This window comes from Enterobacter sp. HG048 (genome assembly GCF_024702055.1).
GTDB classification, from domain to species: domain Bacteria; phylum Pseudomonadota; class Gammaproteobacteria; order Enterobacterales; family Enterobacteriaceae; genus Enterobacter; species Enterobacter dykesii.
This window is the reverse complement of sequence record NZ_JANLIZ010000016.1, coordinates 1-18,882: the sequence shown is the minus strand read 5'-3', so window position 1 is coordinate 18,882 and position 18,882 is coordinate 1. Positions and strand designations below refer to the sequence as shown.

General features: G+C 57.4%; 17 protein-coding genes. 12 read left to right on the top strand and 5 right to left on the bottom strand.

Annotated elements, in window-relative coordinates; genetic code table 11:
• Positions 1-2 precede the first annotated feature (2 nt).
• The 3 genes from coaBC to slmA all read left to right on the top strand — a co-directional run bounded on the left by coaBC (position 3) and on the right by slmA (position 2,367).
• Entirely contained in the window at positions 3-1,214 is a 1,212-nt protein-coding gene (coaBC, locus tag NUX24_RS17110; RefSeq protein ID WP_257833119.1) for a bifunctional phosphopantothenoylcysteine decarboxylase/phosphopantothenate--cysteine ligase CoaBC, read from the top strand.
• On the top strand, positions 1,192-1,650 hold the full coding sequence (gene dut, locus NUX24_RS17105) for a dUTP diphosphatase (protein WP_257833027.1): 459 nt from the start codon (positions 1,192-1,194) through the stop codon (positions 1,648-1,650). The genes coaBC and dut overlap by 23 nt, the downstream gene beginning before the upstream one ends.
• Before the next feature lie 120 nt (positions 1,651-1,770).
• Positions 1,771-2,367, top strand: a complete 597-nt coding sequence (gene slmA, locus NUX24_RS17100) for a nucleoid occlusion factor SlmA (protein WP_010426428.1) — start codon at positions 1,771-1,773, stop codon at positions 2,365-2,367.
• A gap of 40 nt (positions 2,368-2,407) precedes the next feature.
• On the opposite strand, the gene pyrE is transcribed toward slmA, so the two are convergent.
• Together pyrE and rph are read right to left on the bottom strand one after the other, a co-directional pair.
• Entirely contained in the window at positions 2,408-3,049 is a 642-nt protein-coding gene (gene pyrE, locus NUX24_RS17095; RefSeq protein WP_257833025.1) for an orotate phosphoribosyltransferase, read from the bottom strand.
• Positions 3,050-3,116: 67 nt separating this feature from the next.
• Positions 3,117-3,833 carry a ribonuclease PH gene (gene rph, locus NUX24_RS17090; RefSeq protein WP_010426431.1) on the bottom strand — a complete coding sequence of 239 codons (717 nt, stop codon included), beginning with the start codon at positions 3,831-3,833 and terminating at the stop codon, positions 3,117-3,119.
• 125 nt (positions 3,834-3,958) lie between these two features.
• On the opposite strand from rph, the gene NUX24_RS17085 reads away from it, so the two are divergent.
• On the top strand, positions 3,959-4,822 hold the full coding sequence (locus NUX24_RS17085) for a YicC/YloC family endoribonuclease (protein WP_023309886.1): 864 nt from the start codon (positions 3,959-3,961) through the stop codon (positions 4,820-4,822).
• A 204-nt stretch (positions 4,823-5,026) separates the two neighbouring features.
• On the top strand, positions 5,027-5,644 hold the full coding sequence (locus NUX24_RS17080) for a trimeric intracellular cation channel family protein (RefSeq protein WP_023334014.1): 618 nt from the start codon (positions 5,027-5,029) through the stop codon (positions 5,642-5,644).
• A gap of 2 nt (positions 5,645-5,646) precedes the next feature.
• Here the strand turns inward: NUX24_RS17080 and ligB are convergent, their stop codons facing one another.
• The gene (gene ligB, locus NUX24_RS17075; protein ID WP_257833021.1) at positions 5,647-7,317 is read right to left on the bottom strand and encodes an NAD-dependent DNA ligase LigB; all 1,671 of its coding nucleotides are present in this window, start codon (positions 7,315-7,317) and stop codon (positions 5,647-5,649) included.
• A 251-nt stretch (positions 7,318-7,568) separates the two neighbouring features.
• Between ligB and gmk the strand changes: the two genes are divergently transcribed.
• The 5 genes from gmk to recG are packed head-to-tail and all read left to right on the top strand — an operon-like array spanning position 7,569 to position 13,435.
• A complete protein-coding gene (gene gmk, locus NUX24_RS17070; protein ID WP_010426438.1) occupies positions 7,569-8,192 on the top strand; it encodes a guanylate kinase in 624 nt (207 codons plus the stop codon).
• 54 nt (positions 8,193-8,246) lie between these two features.
• Positions 8,247-8,522, top strand: a complete 276-nt coding sequence (rpoZ, locus tag NUX24_RS17065) for a DNA-directed RNA polymerase subunit omega (protein ID WP_000135058.1) — start codon at positions 8,247-8,249, stop codon at positions 8,520-8,522.
• 19 nt (positions 8,523-8,541) lie between these two features.
• Positions 8,542-10,656, top strand: coding sequence for a bifunctional GTP diphosphokinase/guanosine-3',5'-bis pyrophosphate 3'-pyrophosphohydrolase (gene spoT, locus NUX24_RS17060; protein WP_023309883.1), 2,115 nt, complete (start codon positions 8,542-8,544; stop codon positions 10,654-10,656).
• 4 nt (positions 10,657-10,660) lie between these two features.
• Positions 10,661-11,350 (top strand): tRNA (guanosine(18)-2'-O)-methyltransferase TrmH, encoded by a 690-nt coding sequence (gene trmH / locus NUX24_RS17055; protein WP_257833017.1) that lies wholly within the window; start codon positions 10,661-10,663, stop codon positions 11,348-11,350.
• 3 nt (positions 11,351-11,353) lie between these two features.
• Positions 11,354-13,435: an ATP-dependent DNA helicase RecG gene (gene recG, locus NUX24_RS17050; protein WP_257833016.1), complete on the top strand. Its 2,082-nt coding sequence runs from the start codon at positions 11,354-11,356 to the stop codon at positions 13,433-13,435.
• 2 nt (positions 13,436-13,437) lie between these two features.
• Here the strand turns inward: recG and gltS are convergent, their stop codons facing one another.
• A complete protein-coding gene (gene gltS, locus NUX24_RS17045) occupies positions 13,438-14,640 on the bottom strand; it encodes a sodium/glutamate symporter (protein ID WP_042714437.1) in 1,203 nt (400 codons plus the stop codon).
• A gap of 225 nt (positions 14,641-14,865) precedes the next feature.
• On the opposite strand from gltS, the gene xanP reads away from it, so the two are divergent.
• Both xanP and NUX24_RS17035 read left to right on the top strand, forming a co-directional pair.
• Positions 14,866-16,257 carry a xanthine/proton symporter XanP gene (xanP, locus tag NUX24_RS17040; RefSeq protein WP_023309879.1) on the top strand — a complete coding sequence of 464 codons (1,392 nt, stop codon included), beginning with the start codon at positions 14,866-14,868 and terminating at the stop codon, positions 16,255-16,257.
• Positions 16,258-16,376: 119 nt separating this feature from the next.
• Positions 16,377-18,062, top strand: coding sequence for an AsmA family protein (locus NUX24_RS17035; RefSeq protein ID WP_257833012.1), 1,686 nt, complete (start codon positions 16,377-16,379; stop codon positions 18,060-18,062).
• A 99-nt stretch (positions 18,063-18,161) separates the two neighbouring features.
• Here the strand turns inward: NUX24_RS17035 and NUX24_RS17030 are convergent.
• Positions 18,162-18,882 (bottom strand): TIM-barrel domain-containing protein (locus NUX24_RS17030; protein WP_308280949.1); only part of this gene is annotated, 721 nt, incomplete at its 5' end.

Below are 18,882 nucleotides of genomic sequence, written 5' to 3'. Positions count from 1 at the left end.
TGATGAGCCTGGCCGGTAAAAAAATCGTTCTTGGCGTGAGCGGCGGTATTGCCGCCTATAAAGCGCCGGAGCTGGTGCGTCGTCTGCGCGAGCGCGGAGCTGACGTGCGGGTCGCGATAACCGAAGGCGGTAAAGCCTTTATCACTCCCCTGAGCCTGCAGGCCGTTTCAGGATACCCGGTATCTGACAGCCTGCTCGATCCGGCCGCCGAAGCCGCGATGGGCCATATTGAGCTGGGTAAATGGGCAGACCTGGTTATCCTCGCCCCCGCCACGGCTGATTTAATCGCTCGGGTGGCGGCCGGTATGGCCAACGATCTGGTCTCCACCATTTGTCTGGCCACGCCTGCGCCTGTTGCCGTCGTTCCTGCCATGAACCAGCAGATGTACCGTAACGCGGCCACCCAGCACAATCTGGAGACGCTGGCCTCACGCGGCCTGCTTATCTGGGGTCCGGACAGCGGCAGCCAGGCCTGCGGCGACCTTGGCCCGGGTCGCATGCTTGATCCGCTGACGATTGTTGATATGGCCGCAGCCCATTTTTCGCCTGTCAACGATCTGCAACATCTCAACATCATGATTACCGCGGGCCCTACGCGCGAGCCGCTGGACCCGGTGCGCTATATCACCAATCACAGCTCCGGTAAGATGGGCTTTGCGATTGCCGCCGCAGCGGCGAAGCGCGGCGCGAACGTCACGCTGGTGAGCGGCCCGGTATCGCTGCCTACCCCTGCGTTTGTGAAGCGAATCGACGTCACCACCGCGCTGGAGATGGAAGCCGCCGTGCAGGCACATGCGCAAAGCCAGCAGATTTTTATCGGCTGTGCGGCCGTCGCAGACTATCGTGCCGAAACGATCGCCGAGGCTAAAATTAAAAAGCAAGGCGATGAATTAACACTAAAAATGGTGAAAAACCCGGACATTGTTGCCGGTGTCGCCGCACTAAAAAGCCATCGTCCATACGTTGTTGGGTTTGCCGCAGAAACGAATAATGTGGAAGAATATGCCCGGCAAAAACGTACCCGCAAAAACCTCGATTTGATTTGCGCGAACGACGTATCGCTGGCCACACAAGGATTTAACAGCGACAGCAACGCACTGCACCTTTTCTGGCAGGATGGAGATAAAGTCTTACCGCTTGAGCGCAAGGAACTCCTGGGCCAACAATTACTGGACGAGATCGTTACCCGTTATGATGAAAAAAATCGACGTTAAGATTCTGGACCCGCGTGTTGGCGAGCAATTCCCGCTGCCAACCTATGCCACCTCCGGTTCTGCCGGTCTTGACCTGCGCGCCTGTCTCGATGACGCCGTAGAACTGGCTCCGGGTGCCACTACCCTGGTTCCAACTGGCATGGCAATTCACATTGCTGACCCGTCTCTGGCAGCGGTGATCCTGCCGCGTTCTGGTCTGGGCCATAAGCACGGCGTTGTGCTGGGTAACCTGGTGGGCCTGATCGACTCCGACTACCAGGGTCAGCTGATGGTTTCCGTCTGGAACCGCGGCCAGGACAGCTTCACCATTGAACCGGGCGAGCGTATCGCACAAATGGTCTTTGTACCGGTGGTACAGGCAGAATTTAACCTGGTGGCAGACTTTGACGCCACCGACCGTGGCGAAGGCGGCTTCGGCCATTCCGGGCGCAAATAACGGCCCGAAAGACACGTATCTCACAGCGTCATAATGCAATAACAAACCGCAAACGCCCGTTTGCGGTCGCTGTGTGGATGCCAGCCTGGCAAGTGCTTATTTTCAGGGGTATTTTGTAACATGGCAGAAAAACAAACCGCGAAAAGGAATCGTCGCGAAGAAATACTTCAATCTCTGGCTCTGATGCTTGAATCCAGCGATGGCAGTCAACGCATCACCACCGCTAAACTGGCCGCCTCTGTAGGCGTGTCTGAGGCGGCGCTGTACCGTCATTTCCCAAGCAAGACCCGGATGTTCGACAGTCTGATCGAGTTTATTGAAGACAGCCTGATTACGCGCATCAACCTGATTCTGAAAGACGAAAAAGACACCACCGCGCGTCTGCGTCTGATTGTGCTGTTAATTTTGGGCTTCGGTGAACGCAATCCGGGCTTAACCCGCATTCTCACCGGCCACGCGCTGATGTTTGAACAGGACAGACTGCAGGGCCGCATTAACCAGCTTTTCGAACGTATTGAAGCGCAGCTGCGCCAGGTACTGCGCGAAAAGAAAATGCGTGAAGGCGAAGGTTACACCATCGATGAGACGCTGCTGGCGAGCCAGATACTGGCGTTTTGTGAAGGGATGCTCTCCCGCTTTGTGCGTAGCGAATTCAAATACCGTCCAACGGACGATTTTGACGCCCGCTGGCCGTTAGTGGCTGCTCAGTTGCAGTAATCCGTAAGCCCGGTAAGCGTAGCGCCACCGGGCGATTTAATTACACCCCGAACTCTTCGCAATACGCTTTTACCGCTGCCAGATGGTCCGCCATCTCAGGCTTCTCTTCCAGATACGCAATCAGATCTTTCAGGGTAATAATCGACGTCACTTTACAGCTGTAATCGCGTTCGACTTCCTGAATAGCGGAAGTTTCACCGCGACCACGCTCCTGACGATCCAGAGAAATCAGCACGCCAGCAAGCGTCGCACCGTTGGCCTGAATAATCTCCATCGATTCACGGATCGCCGTACCCGCAGTAATCACGTCATCGACCAGCATGACGCGGCCCTGCAGCGCGCTGCCGACCAGATTCCCGCCTTCGCCATGGGTTTTGGCCTCTTTGCGGTTAAAGCAGTACGGCACGTCGCGGTCATGGTGTTCCGCCAGCGCCACCGCGGTGGTGGTCGCAATTGGAATGCCTTTATAGGCCGGGCCAAACAGCAGGTCAAAATCAATCCCGGAATCCACCAGCGCTTCGGCATAGAAACGGCCTAACAGTGCCAGATCGCGCCCGGTATTAAACAGCCCGGCGTTGAAGAAATAGGGACTCTTACGCCCTGATTTCAGCGTAAATTCGCCAAACTTAAGTACCTGCTTGTTAAGCGCAAACTCAATAAACTGGCGCTGATACGATTTCATGGATTTGCTCCTTAGGTTTTTCTGTCTTACAGGCAAAAAAAAGGCGACTCATTGGTCGCCTTTAAAATCAATTTTCTAACGCCGCTTTCTGCGTCGTTACAATGGATTCGATTCCCCCTCGGGCCAACGCCAGCAGGGAGAGAAGCTCTTCGTGGGTGAACGGCTCGCCTTCCGCCGTGCCCTGTACCTCAATGATGCGACCATCTTCGGTCATCACCACGTTCATGTCGGTTTCGGCTGCGGAATCTTCAACGTATTCCAGATCGCAAAGCGCTTCGCCGTTAACGATACCTACAGAAACCGCCGCAACCATGCCTTTCATTGGGTTGGTTTTCAGCTTACCGGCCGCAACCAGCTTGTTCAGGGCATCGGCCAGCGCCACGCAGGCGCCGGTAATCGACGCCGTACGCGTACCGCCGTCTGCCTGAATCACGTCGCAGTCCAGCGTGATGGTGAATTCACCAAGGATTTTCAGGTCAACGGCGGCGCGCAGCGCACGCGCGATCAGACGCTGAATCTCCATGGTACGGCCGCCCTGCTTACCCTTTGCCGCTTCACGAGCATTACGGGTATGGGTCGCACGCGGCAGCATGCCGTATTCTGCGGTGATCCAGCCCTGGCCCTGACCTTTCAGGAACCGCGGAACGCCTTCTTCGATGGAGGCGGTGCACAGCACTTTAGTGTCACCAAACTCAACCAGCACGGAGCCTTCAGCGTGTTTTGTATAGTTACGGGTCAGGGTGACGGGACGCACCTGGTTGGCGCTACGACCTGATGGACGCATGATGGATTCTCCGGCTTGAAACGAATGTGGCTGCGCATTATACGGATAAAGGACGCTTATTCCTATCCTGAGAAGCCCCCGAAAGCTATAATCCCCCCATCTCTCCTTTAAAAACGGGAATGTCTATGATCCGCAGTATGACCGCCTACGCCCGGCGTGAAATCAAGGGTAGCTGGGGCAGCGCCACATGGGAAATGCGCTCGGTAAACCAGCGTTACCTGGAAACGTATTTCCGTATGCCGGAGCAGTTCCGCAGCCTTGAGCCTGTTGTACGTGAACGTATCCGTACGCGTCTGACGCGCGGGAAAGTGGAATGTAACCTGCGCTTTGAGCCTGATGCCAGCGCACAGGGCGAGCTCATCCTCAACGAAAAACTGGCGAAACAGCTCGTGAATGCGGCGAACTGGGTCAAAATGCAGAGCGATGAAGGCGAAATTAACCCGGTTGATATTCTGCGCTGGCCTGGCGTCATGGCGGCCGGTGAGCAGGATCTGGATGCCATTGCCGCTGAAATCCTGGCAGCCCTCGACGGCACGCTGGACGACTTTATCGTTGCCCGCGAAACCGAAGGCCAGGCGCTGAAAGCGATGATTGAGCAGCGCCTTGAAGGCGTGAGCACCGAAGTAGCGAAAGTCCGCACCCATATGCCAGAAGTGCTGCAATGGCAGCGCGAGCGCCTTGTCGCCAAACTGGAAGAAGCGGAAGTTCAGCTGGAAAACACCCGTCTGGAACAAGAGCTGGTGCTGATGGCGCAGCGTATTGATGTCGCTGAAGAGCTGGACCGTCTGGAAGCGCACGTTAAAGAAACCTACAACATTCTGAAGAAGAAAGAAGCTGTGGGCCGCCGTCTGGACTTTATGATGCAGGAGTTCAACCGCGAGTCGAACACCCTGGCGTCTAAATCGATCAATGCAGAAGTGACGAATTCAGCGATTGAGCTGAAAGTGCTGATTGAACAGATGCGCGAGCAGATCCAGAACATTGAGTAATGCCTTTCGGGTGGTGTCGAATGCACCACCCATTACTATTTCTAATCCATTTCAACGCCCATTTTGTCGCTTTACCGCCTTTCATAAAGCTTTCTCTATAGAGCTTGATAAAAATTTATAGGGCAAACTGGCTCGCCTTAGAAAATCTCAATCGTGATCTTGCGCACAAATCGCTAACCTCCCCGCGTTCACACCGGAGGGTATATGCTGCTTCACATCCTTTATCTCATTGGCATCACCGCAGAAGCCATGACCGGCGCACTTGCCGCCGGGCGTCGCCGTATGGACACCTTCGGCGTGATCATTATTGCTACGGCGACCGCACTGGGCGGCGGTTCCGTGCGCGATATTCTGCTTGGCCATTACCCGCTCGGCTGGGTTAAACACCCTGAGTACGTGATTATCGTGGCAACGGCCGCCGTGTTAACCACCATCGTGGCGCCCGTTATGCCCCATCTTCGCCGCCTGTTCCTGGTGCTTGATGCGCTGGGGCTGATTGTATTTTCGATCATTGGCGCGCAAATCGCGCTCGATATGGGGGAAGGACCGGTTATCGCCACCATCGCCGCCGTGGTCACGGGCGTATTCGGCGGTGTGCTGCGCGATATGTTCTGCAAACGCATCCCCCTGGTCTTTCAAAAAGAGCTGTATGCCGGCATCTCCTTTGCGGCAGCAGTACTTTATATCGCTCTGCAGCATTACGTTTCAAACCATGATGTGGTGGTCATCTCGACGCTGCTGTTTGGCTTTACGGCCCGCATGCTGGCGCTGCGTCTGAAGCTCGGGCTGCCCGTTTTTCATTACAAACACAGCGCCCACTAGCTTCAGAACCCGTTGATGTGCTGTTCAGCGAGCCATTTCGCCAGCACATCAATCTGAGGCGCGTGAATCCAGTTAACGATTTGTCGTGCTTTCTCCTCTCCTGTTCCCGGCAGGGTCTGCCAGTCCTTTGCGTTGCGCCCGCTCATCTTCTGCCACGATATGTCTCCCATCGCCTTCAGCGAAGCCTGGGTCAATGGCACACCCATTGCCATGAGCCAGCGGATAAACGGCTTCTCGCGCACCAGATTAAATCGGTGCCAGAGCGCCAGCCCGCGTGCTGAGGAAAAACCCGGTGTAGCCTGCAGCTGCGCCTGCGTTAATAACAGCCATGAAAAGAGATGTTCAAAATGATGCGCCTGCCAGAGGGTCCGCCAGCCTGACTCGCCTACTCCTTCAATATCGAATACCTGCTTTGAACTGAGCCAGGTTAGCCGGGCAAAGAACTGCTCCATACACTCCGGCGAAGCATAGAAGCAGCTAAGAGCATGATAGCGCGAGACTGGTGGCTCTGGTTTATGTCTGTCCGTTCCGCGCCAGAGCACCTTATCAAACCGGGGGATACCCTGCCCGGCCAGGCTGATCTGTATCTGATCCCCCGGAGCAATATCCAGACTCTGCCAGCGCCCAACCGAGCCCAGACTCACCCGCTGCACCTGTTTATCATCCAGTTGTACGGGTTCCAGCGCTGCTACAACGGAAATTTTGCCCGTGCGCCCCACGGAAAAATGAATATCACTCACCTCAGCGACCTGGGCTGCAGGAGGATATTTCCACGCGACAACCCAGTGGCCTTCTCCCGGTAACCACTCTTCGCCCGCAGGTTCATCCTCCGAACGCACCACAATGCCATCCGTGGCAAAGGGTAATGCGGTCACGTGCCAGGCAGCGCGCTGCTTCTCGACGGCATCGACAGAATCGGCGGGTAGCGTGTACCGTGCCGACAGCGTAAAACCAGCCTGAGACAGTTCAGCTAAAGAGGTCTGCATATCTTTCGGTCCGTCCGGCCAGGCCCAGATGAATACGCCGATCTTGCTCAATAGCGAGTTATCCTTTTGCCGCATCATCGCCCCCGCTACCTTTGCGCGAGCGTTCATTCCGCCCATCTGGTTCTGAATGTGGTTGTCGCATAACCAGAAAAGCTCGCCCTGTAAGACGCTATTCGCCAGCGCGCCGGTGAGCTTTTGCGGAACCGACGGGATTAAACGCACCTTATCGGTCCAGTCTTCCCCTTTCAGGCCATCACCGCGACTGATGGCCTGGACTAACTTTCCGTCACGATAGACCAGCGTCACCGCCACACCGTCAACTTTCGGCTGCAGCCACAGATGCTGTCGGGCACGCATCCACTGCCTCAGTTCCTCTTTGCTAGCCACCTTATGCACGCCCGTGTGGGCAACGGGATGTTTTACGCTTCCCGTCAGCGCCGGGAGTTTCTCTTCTGAAGGCTCACTGCCAAAACAGCGCTGCCACTGCGTTAACCGCCCGTGAAGCTGGTCGTAAGCCTCGTCGCTGATTTCACTCACGCCCTGCTTCCAGTAAGCCTCATCCCAACCTTTGATTTGCGCGCTTAACGACGCCATCTCTTTTTCTGCTTTTGCCTGCGACCACACCGGGCACACCGCCGCGCCATAGCCACACCACAACAGCATTAACCCGCTTATCCATCGCCACATCGCTACCCCTCCTTTTCATTGCAGGAGGTATACCCGGATGCCTGAAACAACGCTAACGGCAACATTTCACAATGCGAGACGCTATCCGGTGTTTCTTTTGGTTGCTGAAAACCACAGATAAAACCTGAAAACGGCACGCAAAATTCAATAATCCAGGGGAAAAAGTGTGACAAAGGCTACGTCACACGGCGGTGACGTGTATAATAAGCCCGTATGTAGGACTTCTTCGTTAACACATACAAAAGACTCTCATGGCTCAAGGCACGCTTTATATTGTTTCTGCCCCTAGTGGCGCGGGTAAATCCAGCCTTATTCAGGCACTGTTAAAAACCCAACCGTTGTACGACACGCAGGTTTCTGTTTCTCACACCACGCGAGCGCCGCGTCCGGGTGAAGTGCACGGTGAACACTATTTCTTTGTGGATCACGACGAGTTCAGAGCGATGATCGGCAGAGACGCGTTTCTTGAACACGCTGAAGTATTTGGTAATTACTACGGTACCTCGCGTGAAACCATTGAGCAGGTTCTGGCCACGGGCGTGAATGTGTTCCTGGATATCGACTGGCAGGGCGCACAGCAAATTCGTAAGAAAATGCCTGACTCGCGCAGTATCTTTATTTTACCGCCATCGAAAGATGAGCTGGATCGCCGCCTGCGTGGCCGCGGTCAGGACAGCGAAGAAGTGATCGCAAAGCGTATGGAACAGGCTGTTGCAGAAATGAGCCATTACGCGGAATATGATTACCTTATTGTGAATGATGATTTTGATGCCGCGCTGAGCGATCTCAAAACCATTCTTCGTGCAGAACGTCTGCGTATGAGCCGCCAGAAGCAGCGACATGACGCATTAATCACCAAACTGTTGGCAGACTGAACCCACTTTCAGTATCATGCCCAGTCATTTCTTCACCTGTGGAGCATTTTAAGTATGGCACGCGTAACTGTTCAGGACGCTGTAGAGAAAATTGGTAACCGTTTTGACCTGGTGCTGGTCGCCGCGCGTCGCGCTCGTCAGATGCAGGTAGGCGGTAAAGATCCGCTGGTACCGGAAGAAAACGATAAAACCACCGTTATTGCACTTCGCGAAATCGAAGAAGGTCTGATCAACAACCAGATCCTCGACGTGCGTGAGCGCCAGGAGCAGCAAGAGCAGGAAGCCGCAGAACTGCAGGCCGTAACCGCTATTGCTGAAGGTCGTCGTTAATTAAACCTGCGGGTCGCCCTTGTATCTGTTTGAAAGCCTGAATCAACTGATTCAAACCTACCTGCCTGAAGACCAGATTAAGCGTCTTCAGCAGGCGTATCTCGTTGCACGTGACGCTCACGAGGGCCAGACACGTTCAAGCGGTGAACCCTATATCACGCACCCGGTAGCGGTGGCCTGTATTCTGGCCGAGATGAAACTCGACTACGAAACGCTGATGGCCGCTCTGCTGCACGACGTGATCGAAGATACCCCAGCCACTTATCAGGACATGGAACAGTTGTTTGGCAAAAGCGTTGCCGAACTGGTGGAAGGGGTCTCTAAGCTTGATAAGCTGAATTTCCGCGACAAGAAAGAGGCGCAAGCCGAAAACTTCCGCAAGATGATTATGGCGATGGTGCAGGATATCCGCGTCATTCTCATCAAACTCGCTGACCGTACCCACAACATGCGCACGCTGGGCTCACTTCGCCCGGATAAACGTCGCCGCATTGCCCGTGAAACCCTTGAAATCTACAGTCCGCTGGCGCACCGTTTAGGTATTCACCACATTAAAACCGAGCTGGAAGAGCTGGGTTTTGAAGCGTTGTACCCGAACCGCTATCGCGTGATTAAAGAGGTGGTGAAAGCCGCACGCGGTAACCGTAAAGAGATGATTCAAAAAATCCTCTCGGAAATTGAAGGGCGCTTACAGGAAGCGGGAATCCCGTGCCGCGTCAGCGGTCGCGAGAAACATTTGTACTCCATCTACTGCAAAATGGTGCTCAAGGAGCAGCGTTTTCACTCGATCATGGACATCTACGCCTTCCGCGTGATCGTCCACGACTCGGACACCTGCTATCGCGTGCTGGGGCAGATGCACAGCCTCTACAAACCACGTCCGGGGCGCATGAAAGATTACATCGCCATTCCAAAAGCGAACGGCTATCAATCTTTGCACACCTCGATGATCGGGCCACACGGTGTGCCTGTTGAGGTGCAGATTCGCACCGAAGACATGGACCAGATGGCAGAGATGGGGGTTGCCGCACACTGGGCGTATAAAGAGCACGGTGGAGAAAGCAGTACAACCGCACAAATCCGCGCCCAGCGCTGGATGCAGAGCCTGCTGGAGCTTCAGCAGAGTGCGGGTAGCTCGTTTGAATTTATCGAGAGCGTTAAATCCGATCTCTTCCCGGATGAGATTTACGTTTTCACCCCAGAAGGTCGCATTGTCGAACTGCCTGCGGGCGCCACGCCGGTCGACTTCGCTTACGCCGTGCACACCGATATCGGGCATGCCTGCGTCGGCGCGCGTGTCGACAGACAGCCTTATCCGCTGTCTCAGCCGCTCTCCAGCGGCCAGACGGTAGAAATTATTACCGCGCCGGGCGCACGTCCGAACGCGGCCTGGCTGAACTTTGTCGTGAGCTCCAAAGCGCGCGCCAAAATTCGCCAGCTGCTGAAAAACCTCAAGCGCGATGATTCCGTCAGCCTGGGGCGTCGTCTGCTCAACCACGCGTTGGGCGGCAGCCGTAAGCTGGCTGAAATTCCGCAGGAGAACGTCCAGCGTGAGCTGGAGCGCATGAAGCTCGCGTCACTTGACGACCTGTTGGCAGAGATTGGCCTCGGCAACGCCATGAGCGTGGTGGTGGCGAAGAACCTGCAGCAAGGCGACACGACAGCGGTGCCTGCAACCACGCAAAGCCATGGACACCTGCCGATTAAAGGTGCAGACGGGGTGCTGATCACCTTCGCAAAATGTTGCCGTCCAATACCTGGCGACCCGATTATTGCACACGTCAGCCCGGGTAAAGGGCTGGTTATCCACCACGAGTCCTGTCGTAACATTCGCGGCTACCAGAAAGAAGCCGAGAAGTTTATGGCGGTCGAGTGGGATAAAGAGACCGCGCAGGAATTTATCACCGAAATTAAGGTGGATATGTTCAACCATCAGGGTGCCCTGGCGAACCTGACGGCAGCGATCAACACGGCTTCTTCCAACATTCAGAGCCTGAATACGGAAGAAAAAGATGGCCGCGTGTACAGCGCCTTTATTCGTCTGACCGCCCGCGACCGCGTGCATCTGGCGAATATTATGCGCAAGATCCGCGTCATGCCGGACGTGATTAAAGTCACCCGAAACCGAAACTAGGTTTATGAATTCACAACGTTATGCACGTATCTGCGAAATGCTCGCCAGGCGTCAGCCTGACCTGACGGTCTGCATGGAGCAGGTGCATAAACCTCATAACGTCTCTGCTATCGTTCGTACCGCAGATGCCGTCGGTGTGCATGAAGTGCACGCCGTCTGGCCGGACGGCCGTATGCGCAATACGGTCTCGGCGGCGGCAGGCAGCAACAGCTGGGTGTCTGTCAAAAATCATCACACTATTGGCGAAGCCGTATCGCACCTGAAAGGGCGCGGGATGCAGATCCTGGCCACTAACCTGTCCGCCAAAGCCGTAGATTTCCGCGAGATCGACTACACGCGCCCAACCTGCATTTTGATGGGTCAGGAGAAAACCGGGATCACCCAGGAAGCGCTGGATCTGGCGGATCGTGACATCATCATTCCGATGATCGGCATGGTGCAGTCTTTGAACGTCTCCGTAGCGTCCGCACTCATTCTGTATGAAGCGCAGCGTCAGCGTCAGAACGCCGGGATGTACGAGCGCAGCAACAGCATGCTGCCGGCAGATGAGCAGCAGCGCCTGCTGTTTGAAGGTGGTTATCCGGTGCTGGCTCGCGTTGCGAAGCAGAAAAAATTGCCTTACCCCCACGTCAACGCGCAGGGCGAAATTGAAGCCGATGCCGAGTGGTGGGCCACCATGCAGTACGCCGGGTAAGCGATGAAAGGCCGCCTGCTGGATGCCATCCCGCTTAACAGCCTGACGGGCGTGGGCGCGGCGCAAAGCAATAAGCTGGCAAAAATTGGCCTGCACACCGTGCAGGATCTCCTGCTTCATCTCCCCCTGCGTTACGAAGACCGCACCCAGCTCTACAAGATTGGCGATCTTCTTCCCGCCATTTACGCCACCGTTGAAGGCGAAGTCCTGAACTGCAACATCACCTTCGGCGGACGCCGGATGATGACCTGCCAGATCAGCGACGGCACCGGCATTCTCACCATGCGTTTTTTCAACTTCAGTGCGGCGATGAAAAACAGCCTGGCGACGGGCCGCAGGGTGCTGGCCTATGGCGAAGCCAAACGCGGGAAATACGGCGCAGAGATGATCCACCCGGAGTACCGCGTGCAGGGCGATCTCAGCACGCCGGAAATGCAGGAGACGCTCACTCCGGTTTACCCGACGACCGAAGGCATCAAGCAGGCCACGCTGCGCAAGCTCACCGATCAGGCGCTGGAGCTGCTGGATACCTGCGCCATTACCGAGCTGCTGCCGCCCGAACTGGCGCAGGGCATGATGAGCCTGCCCGAGGCGCTGCGAACCCTGCACCGCCCGCCGCCAACGCTGCAGCTCAGCGATTTAGAAAGCGGCAAACACCCCGCACAACAGCGTCTTATCCTTGAGGAATTACTGGCACATAACCTGAGCATGCTGGCGCTTCGCGCGGGCGCGCAGCGTTTCCACGCTCAGCCGTTAAGCCAGAATGATGCGCTCAAAGATAAGCTGCTGGCCTCGCTGCCGTTTAAACCCACCGGCGCGCAGGCGCGCGTCACCGCCGAGATTGAACGCGATATGGCGCTCGACGTGCCGATGATGCGCCTGGTGCAGGGCGATGTGGGCTCCGGTAAAACGCTGGTTGCCGCGCTGGCGGCCCTGCGCGCGATTGCTAACGGTAAACAGGTGGCGCTAATGGCGCCGACCGAGCTGCTGGCTGAACAGCACGCCAACAATTTCCGCGCCTGGTTTGCGCCACTCGGGATTGAAGTGGGCTGGCTTGCCGGAAAGCAAAAAGGCAAAGCGCGCCTTGCGCAACAGGAGGCTATTGCCAGCGGGCAGGTGCAGATGATTGTCGGCACGCACGCCATCTTCCAGGAGCAGGTGCAGTTTAACGGTCTTGCGCTGGTGATAATCGACGAGCAGCACCGCTTCGGCGTGCATCAGCGTCTGGCATTATGGGAGAAAGGGCTGCAGCAGGGCTTCCACCCGCATCAGCTGATCATGACCGCCACGCCAATCCCACGCACCCTGGCGATGACCGCTTACGCCGATCTGGATACCTCCACCATCGATGAACTGCCGCCGGGCCGTACGCCGGTCACCACGGTCGCCATTCCCGACACGCGCCGCAGCGATATCATCGACCGCGTGCGCAACGCCTGCACCCAGGAAGGGCGTCAGGCCTACTGGGTCTGTACGCTGATTGAAGAATCTGAACTGCTGGAAGCGCAGGCTGCCGAAGCAACGTGGGAAGAGCTTAAGCTGGCGCTGCCGGAGCTGAACGTGGGTCTGGTTCACGGACGCATGAAGCCTGCCGAAAAACAGGCAGTAATGCAGGCGTTCAAACAGGGTGATTTACATCTGCTGATCGCCACCACGGTGATCGAAGTTGGCGTGGACGTCCCGAATTCCAGCCTGATGATCATCGAAAACCCGGAGCGTCTCGGCCTTGCCCAGCTCCACCAGCTGCGCGGGCGCGTCGGCCGCGGCGCGGTTGCGTCCCACTGCGTACTGCTCTACAAAGCACCTCTTTCCAAAACCGCACAGATGCGGTTGCAGGTGCTGCGCGACAGCAACGACGGTTTTGTGATTGCGCAAAAAGACCTGGAGATCCGCGGCCCGGGCGAACTGCTGGGCACGCGTCAGACGGGTAACGCGGAATTCAAGGTTGCGGATTTACTGCGCGATCAGGCCATGATCCCCGAGGTTCAGCGCCTCGCCCGCCATATTCATGAACGCTACCCCGAACAGGCGGCAGCGTTAATTGAGCGCTGGATGCCGGAAACCGAGCGTTATTCCAACGCCTGATGTCAGGCAAACATCGGCAGCATCAGGTACAGCTTGATCACCAGCGCGTTGACGATATCAATGAAGAAGGCGCCAACCATCGGGACCACCAGAAACGCCATGTGCGATGGCCCGAACCGTTCGGTGATCGCCTGCATGTTGGCGATAGCCGTTGGAGTGGCCCCCAGACCAAACCCGCAGTGACCCGCCGCCAGCACCGCCGCATCGTAGTTTTTGCCCATCATGCGCCAGGTCACGAACATGGCGTACAGCGCCATAAACAGCGCCTGCACCGCCAGTATCGCCACCATCGGTAGCGCCAGAGAGGCCAGCTCCCACAGCTTGAGGCTCATCAACGCCATCGCCAGGAACAGCGACAGGCAGACGTTGCCGAGCACCGATACCGCCCGTTCAAACACACGATAGAAACCCATCAGCGCCAGACCGTTGCTCAGGATCACCCCGATAAACAGCACGCAGACAAACGTCGGCAGTTCAAACGCGGAACCCGCCAGCCATTGCGCAACCACTTTGCCCACGGTCAGGCAGATGGCGATCATCGCGATAGTTTCAATCAGCACCAGCGAGGTAATGCTGCGCCCGACGTCCGGCTTTTCGAACGCGGTCGGCACCAGCTCATCGTCAGGCCTGCCGTTCGGCGTGGTGGAGTGCTTCACCAGATACCGCGCCACCGGGCCGCCAATCAGGCCACCCAGCACTAGACCAAAGGTCGCACAGGCCATCGCCACTTCCGTCGCGTTTTCAAACCCATAGCGCTCGATGAACAGCTTGCTCCACGCGGCCCCGGTTCCGTGACCGCCCGAAAGTGTAATCGACCCCGCCAGCAGACCCATCAGCGGATCCAGCCCCAGCAGCGTTGCCATGCCGATGCCAATGGCGTTTTGCATCAGCAGCAGCCCCACCACCACAATCAGGAATACGCCGAGCACCTTACCGCCCGAGCGCAGGCTCGCCAGGTTGGCGTTCAGGCCGATAGTGGCAAAGAAGGCCAGCATCAGCGGGTCTTTCAGGGACATATCAAAATCGATTTCCCAGCCCATGCTTTTTTTCAGTATCAGCAGGGCCAGCGCCACCAGCAGGCCACCGGCGACAGGTTCAGGAATGGTGTATTTCTTCAGAAGGGAAACGCTATGTACCAGCTTGCGACCAAGCAGAAGAACCAGCGTTGCGGCAACAAGGGTCGACAACGTATCGAGATGAATCATAAAAGGCTCCTGTAATGCGCGTGTTCCATACACACGCGGCGTTATCCTGGGCCGGGTTGCGCTCTTCATGAGCCCCCGGCGCAAAAAGTGTAATTTTTTTTCCCCACGCGTTGTAGAAAACCTGCTCACAACGGCAGATTTTCTTCCCTTTTTTTGCTGGCAATCGTTTGCTTTTACCAGGTGGTCAGATAAAATGCCCGCTTTTCCACCGTGGGATTGCCGCCGATGTCCGTAAACACCATAGAGTCGCCTGATGCGCAACCGATTGCGCAGAAGCAAAATAGCGAACTGATTTACCGCCTTGAAGACCGCCCGCCGCTGCCGCAAACGCTTTTCGCCGCCTGCCAGCATCTTCTGGCGATGTTTGTTGCGGTGATCACCCCGGCGCTGCTGATTTGTCAGGCGCTCGGCTTACCGGCGCAGGACACGCAGCACATTATCAGCATGTCTCTCTTCGCCTCCGGCGTGGCCTCGATTATTCAAATTAAAGCGTGGGGTCCGGTGGGGTCAGGTTTATTGTCGATTCAGGGCACCAGCTTTAACTTCGTGGCACCGCTGATCATGGGCGGTACGGCGCTGAAAACCGGTGGTGCGGATGTCCCAACCATGATGGCGGCGCTGTTCGGCACTCTGATGCTGGCCAGCTGCACGGAGATGGTCATCTCCCGCGTTCTGCATCTGGCTCGCCGCGTCATTACCCCGCTGGTTTCCGGCGTGGTGGTGATGATTATCGGCCTGTCGCTGATTCAGGTGGGCCTCACCTCCATCGGCGGCGGTTATGCCGCAATGAGCGACCACACCTTCGGCGCGCCGAAAAACCTGCTGCTGGCGGGTGTCGTGCTGGCGATCATTATTCTGCTTAACCGTCAGCGTAATCCTTACCTCCGCGTCGCCTCGCTGGTGATCGCCATGGCGGCGGGCTACCTGCTGGCGTGGGCGCTGGGCATGCTGCCGGAAAACACCGCGCCGACCAACAGTGCGCTGATCGTCGTTCCTACGCCGCTGTACTACGGTCTGGGCATTGACTGGGGTCTGCTCCTGCCGCTGATGCTCGTCTTTATGATCACTTCTCTGGAGACCATCGGTGACATCACCGCTACCTCGGACGTCTCCGAGCAGCCCGTTTCCGGCCCGCTGTACATGAAGCGCCTGAAAGGCGGCGTGCTGGCGAACGGCCTGAACTCGTTTGTCTCTGCGGTATTCAACACCTTCCCGAACTCCTGCTTCGGTCAGAACAACGGCGTGATCCAGCTGACCGGCGTGGCCAGCCGCTACGTTGGCTTCGTGGTGGCGCTGATGCTGATCGTCCTCGGCCTGTTCCCGGCGGTAAGCGGCTTTGTGCAGCACATTCCTGAGCCGGTGCTGGGCGGCGCGACGCTGGTGATGTTCGGCACTATCGCGGCCTCCGGCGTGCGTATTGTCTCCCGCGAGCCGCTGAACCGCCGCGCGATCATGATTATCGCGCTGTCGCTGGCCGTTGGTCTGGGTGTTTCCCAGCAGCCGCTGATCCTGCAGTTTGCGCCTGACTGGGTGAAAAACCTGCTCTCTTCCGGCATTGCCGCGGGCGGTATCACCGCTATCGTTCTGAACCTCGTTTTCCCGCCTGAAAAGAACTGATCCTCTTCACGGCAGGCAGTCAATGCCTGCCGTGACATCTAATTACACCATTCCCGCCTTGAGGATTGCGCATAAATCGTGCATAACTCCCTTATGTGCGTTTTGCGGGATGGAAGACCATGAAATTTATTGGAAAGCTCCTCATCTATCTTCTGGTAGCCCTGCTCATTGTGCTGCTGGCGTTCTACATTCTGCTCCAGACCCGCTGGGGCGCGTCTCAGGTCAGCAGCTGGGTGACGGTGAATACCGACTACGAACTCAGTTTCGACAAGATGAATCACCGCTTTTCGTCGCCTTCCCACATCATTCTGGAAAACGTCACCTTCGGTCGGGACGGTAAACCCGCCACGCTGGTCGCCAAAAAAGTCGATATCGGCCTGAGCAGCCGCCAGATAACCGATCCGCTGCATATGGACACCATCACCCTGTTCGACGGCACCCTGAATCTCTCGCCCCAGACGGCACCGCTGCCCTTCCAGACGGATCGCCTGCAGCTGAACAACATGGCGTTTAACAGCCCGAATACCGAATGGGACCTGAGCGCGCAGAAGGTCACGGGCGGCGTCAGCCCGTGGCAGCCGGAAGCGGGCAACGTGCTGGGGAACAACGCGCAGATCCAGATGAGCGCGGGCTCGCTGACCCTGAACGGTGTACCGGCGACCAACGTGCTGATCGAGGGCCAGCTCAACGGCAAGGAAGTGGTGCTGAAAACGATTGGCGCCGATATGGCCCGTGGCTCACTCACCGGCTCCGCCCTGCGCAACGCCGACGGGAGCTGGATTATCGACACGATGCGCCTGAACGAGATCCGCCTGCAGAGCGATAAAACGCTGATGGCGTTCTTCGCGCCGCTGGCCACTATCCCCTCTCTACAGATTGGTCGTCTGGACGTAACCGACGCCCGGCTTCAGGGCCCGGACTGGGCGGTGACCGATCTCGATCTAAGCCTGCGCAACCTGACTCTCAGCAAAGGCGACTGGCAGAGCCAGGAAGGCCGGCTGTCCATGAATGCCAGCGAGTTTATCTACGGCTCGCTGCATCTTTTTGATCCGATCCTGAATGCGGAGTTTTCCCCGCAGGGCATGGCGCTGCGTCAGTTCACCTCCCGCTGGGAGGGCGGCATGGTGCGCACGTCCGGTAACTGGCTGCGCGACGGTAAAGCGCTGGTGCTGGACGATGTTGCCATCGCCGGGCTGGAGTACACCCTGCCGCAGAACTGGAAAACATTGTGGATGGAGCCTCTGCCGGAATGGCTGAACAGCGTGACGCTAAAAAAATTCGGCCTGAGCCGCAACCTGGTGATCGATATCGATCCGGCTTTCCCGTGGCAGATCACCTCTCTTGATGGCTATGGGGCTAACCTGCAGCTAGCGCAAGACCATAAGTGGGGCGTGTGGGGCGGCAGCGCCACGCTGAACGGCGCGGCGGCCACCTTTAACCGCGTGGACGTGCGCCGTCCGTCGCTGGCGCTGAATGCGAACGCCGCCACGGTGAACATTACCGACCTGAGCGCCTTTACCGAAAAAGGTATTCTGGAAGCCACGGCGACGGTTTCACAGCTGCCGCAGCGGCAGACCACGGTGAGCCTGAACGGGCGCGGCGTGCCGCTCAACGTGCTGCAGCAGTGGGGCTGGCCTGCGCTGCCGATTACGGGCGACGGCAATATTCAGCTCACCGCCAGCGGCAGCGTGCAGGCAAATGCCACGCTGAAGCCAACGGTGAATGCGAAGCTGAGCGCGGTAAATATGGATAAACAGCAGGTGCAGCAGACTATGGCGGGTGGCGAGGTATCGACCACAAGGTAAATGCAAAACGGCAACCCTGTTGCCGTTTTTGATGTTTGTTCCCTCTCCCTGTGGGAGAGGGTCAGGGTGCGGGCATCAGACCGCACAATACCTTGCGGTTCAGAGGTGAACCACCACCTCATTCCCCTCGGCTTTCACCACTACACCCCACTCGCTGCCCGCATGTGAACCACCTTTTACGCCGCTCACCTTCTGTACGTTGCGCAAGCACACCGACCAGTTTTGCGCGTCTCCCGCGCCGGTAAAGGTCACGATATCGCCCCGACGTGACGCCTTCAGCGTAAACGCCACGGAGCCGTCCGCCGCAGGCACTTCGCTCACCGCCGTTGCGCCATCGTCCAGATTAAACAGCTGGAAGGCCGTCCCAGCGTTCCACGCGTAGTCCGGCTTCTGGTTATTGTTACCCAGCGCCAGCAGGGCGTTGTCGCGCACGTAGACCGGCAGGCTCATGAAATCGTGCTGCTGCTTATGCCAGCGGCTGCCCTGAATTTCGTCGTTGTGCCACAGGTGCGTCCAGCGGCCTTCCGGCAGATAGAACTGCACGTCGCCCGCCTCGGAGAACACCGGCGCGACCATCACCGCATCCCCCAGCATGTACTGGCGGTCGAGATAATCGCACGCCGTATCGTCCGGGAACTCCAGCATCATCGCCCGCAGCATCGGCGTGCCGAACTCGCGGGCCAGCGCCGCCTGACGATACAGATACGGCATCAGCTGACATTTCAGCTGCGTAAAGTGGCGCACCACGTCGCAGGACTCGTCGTCGTACGCCCACGGCACGCGGTAGGATTTGCTGCCGTGCAGGCGGCTGTGGCTGGAG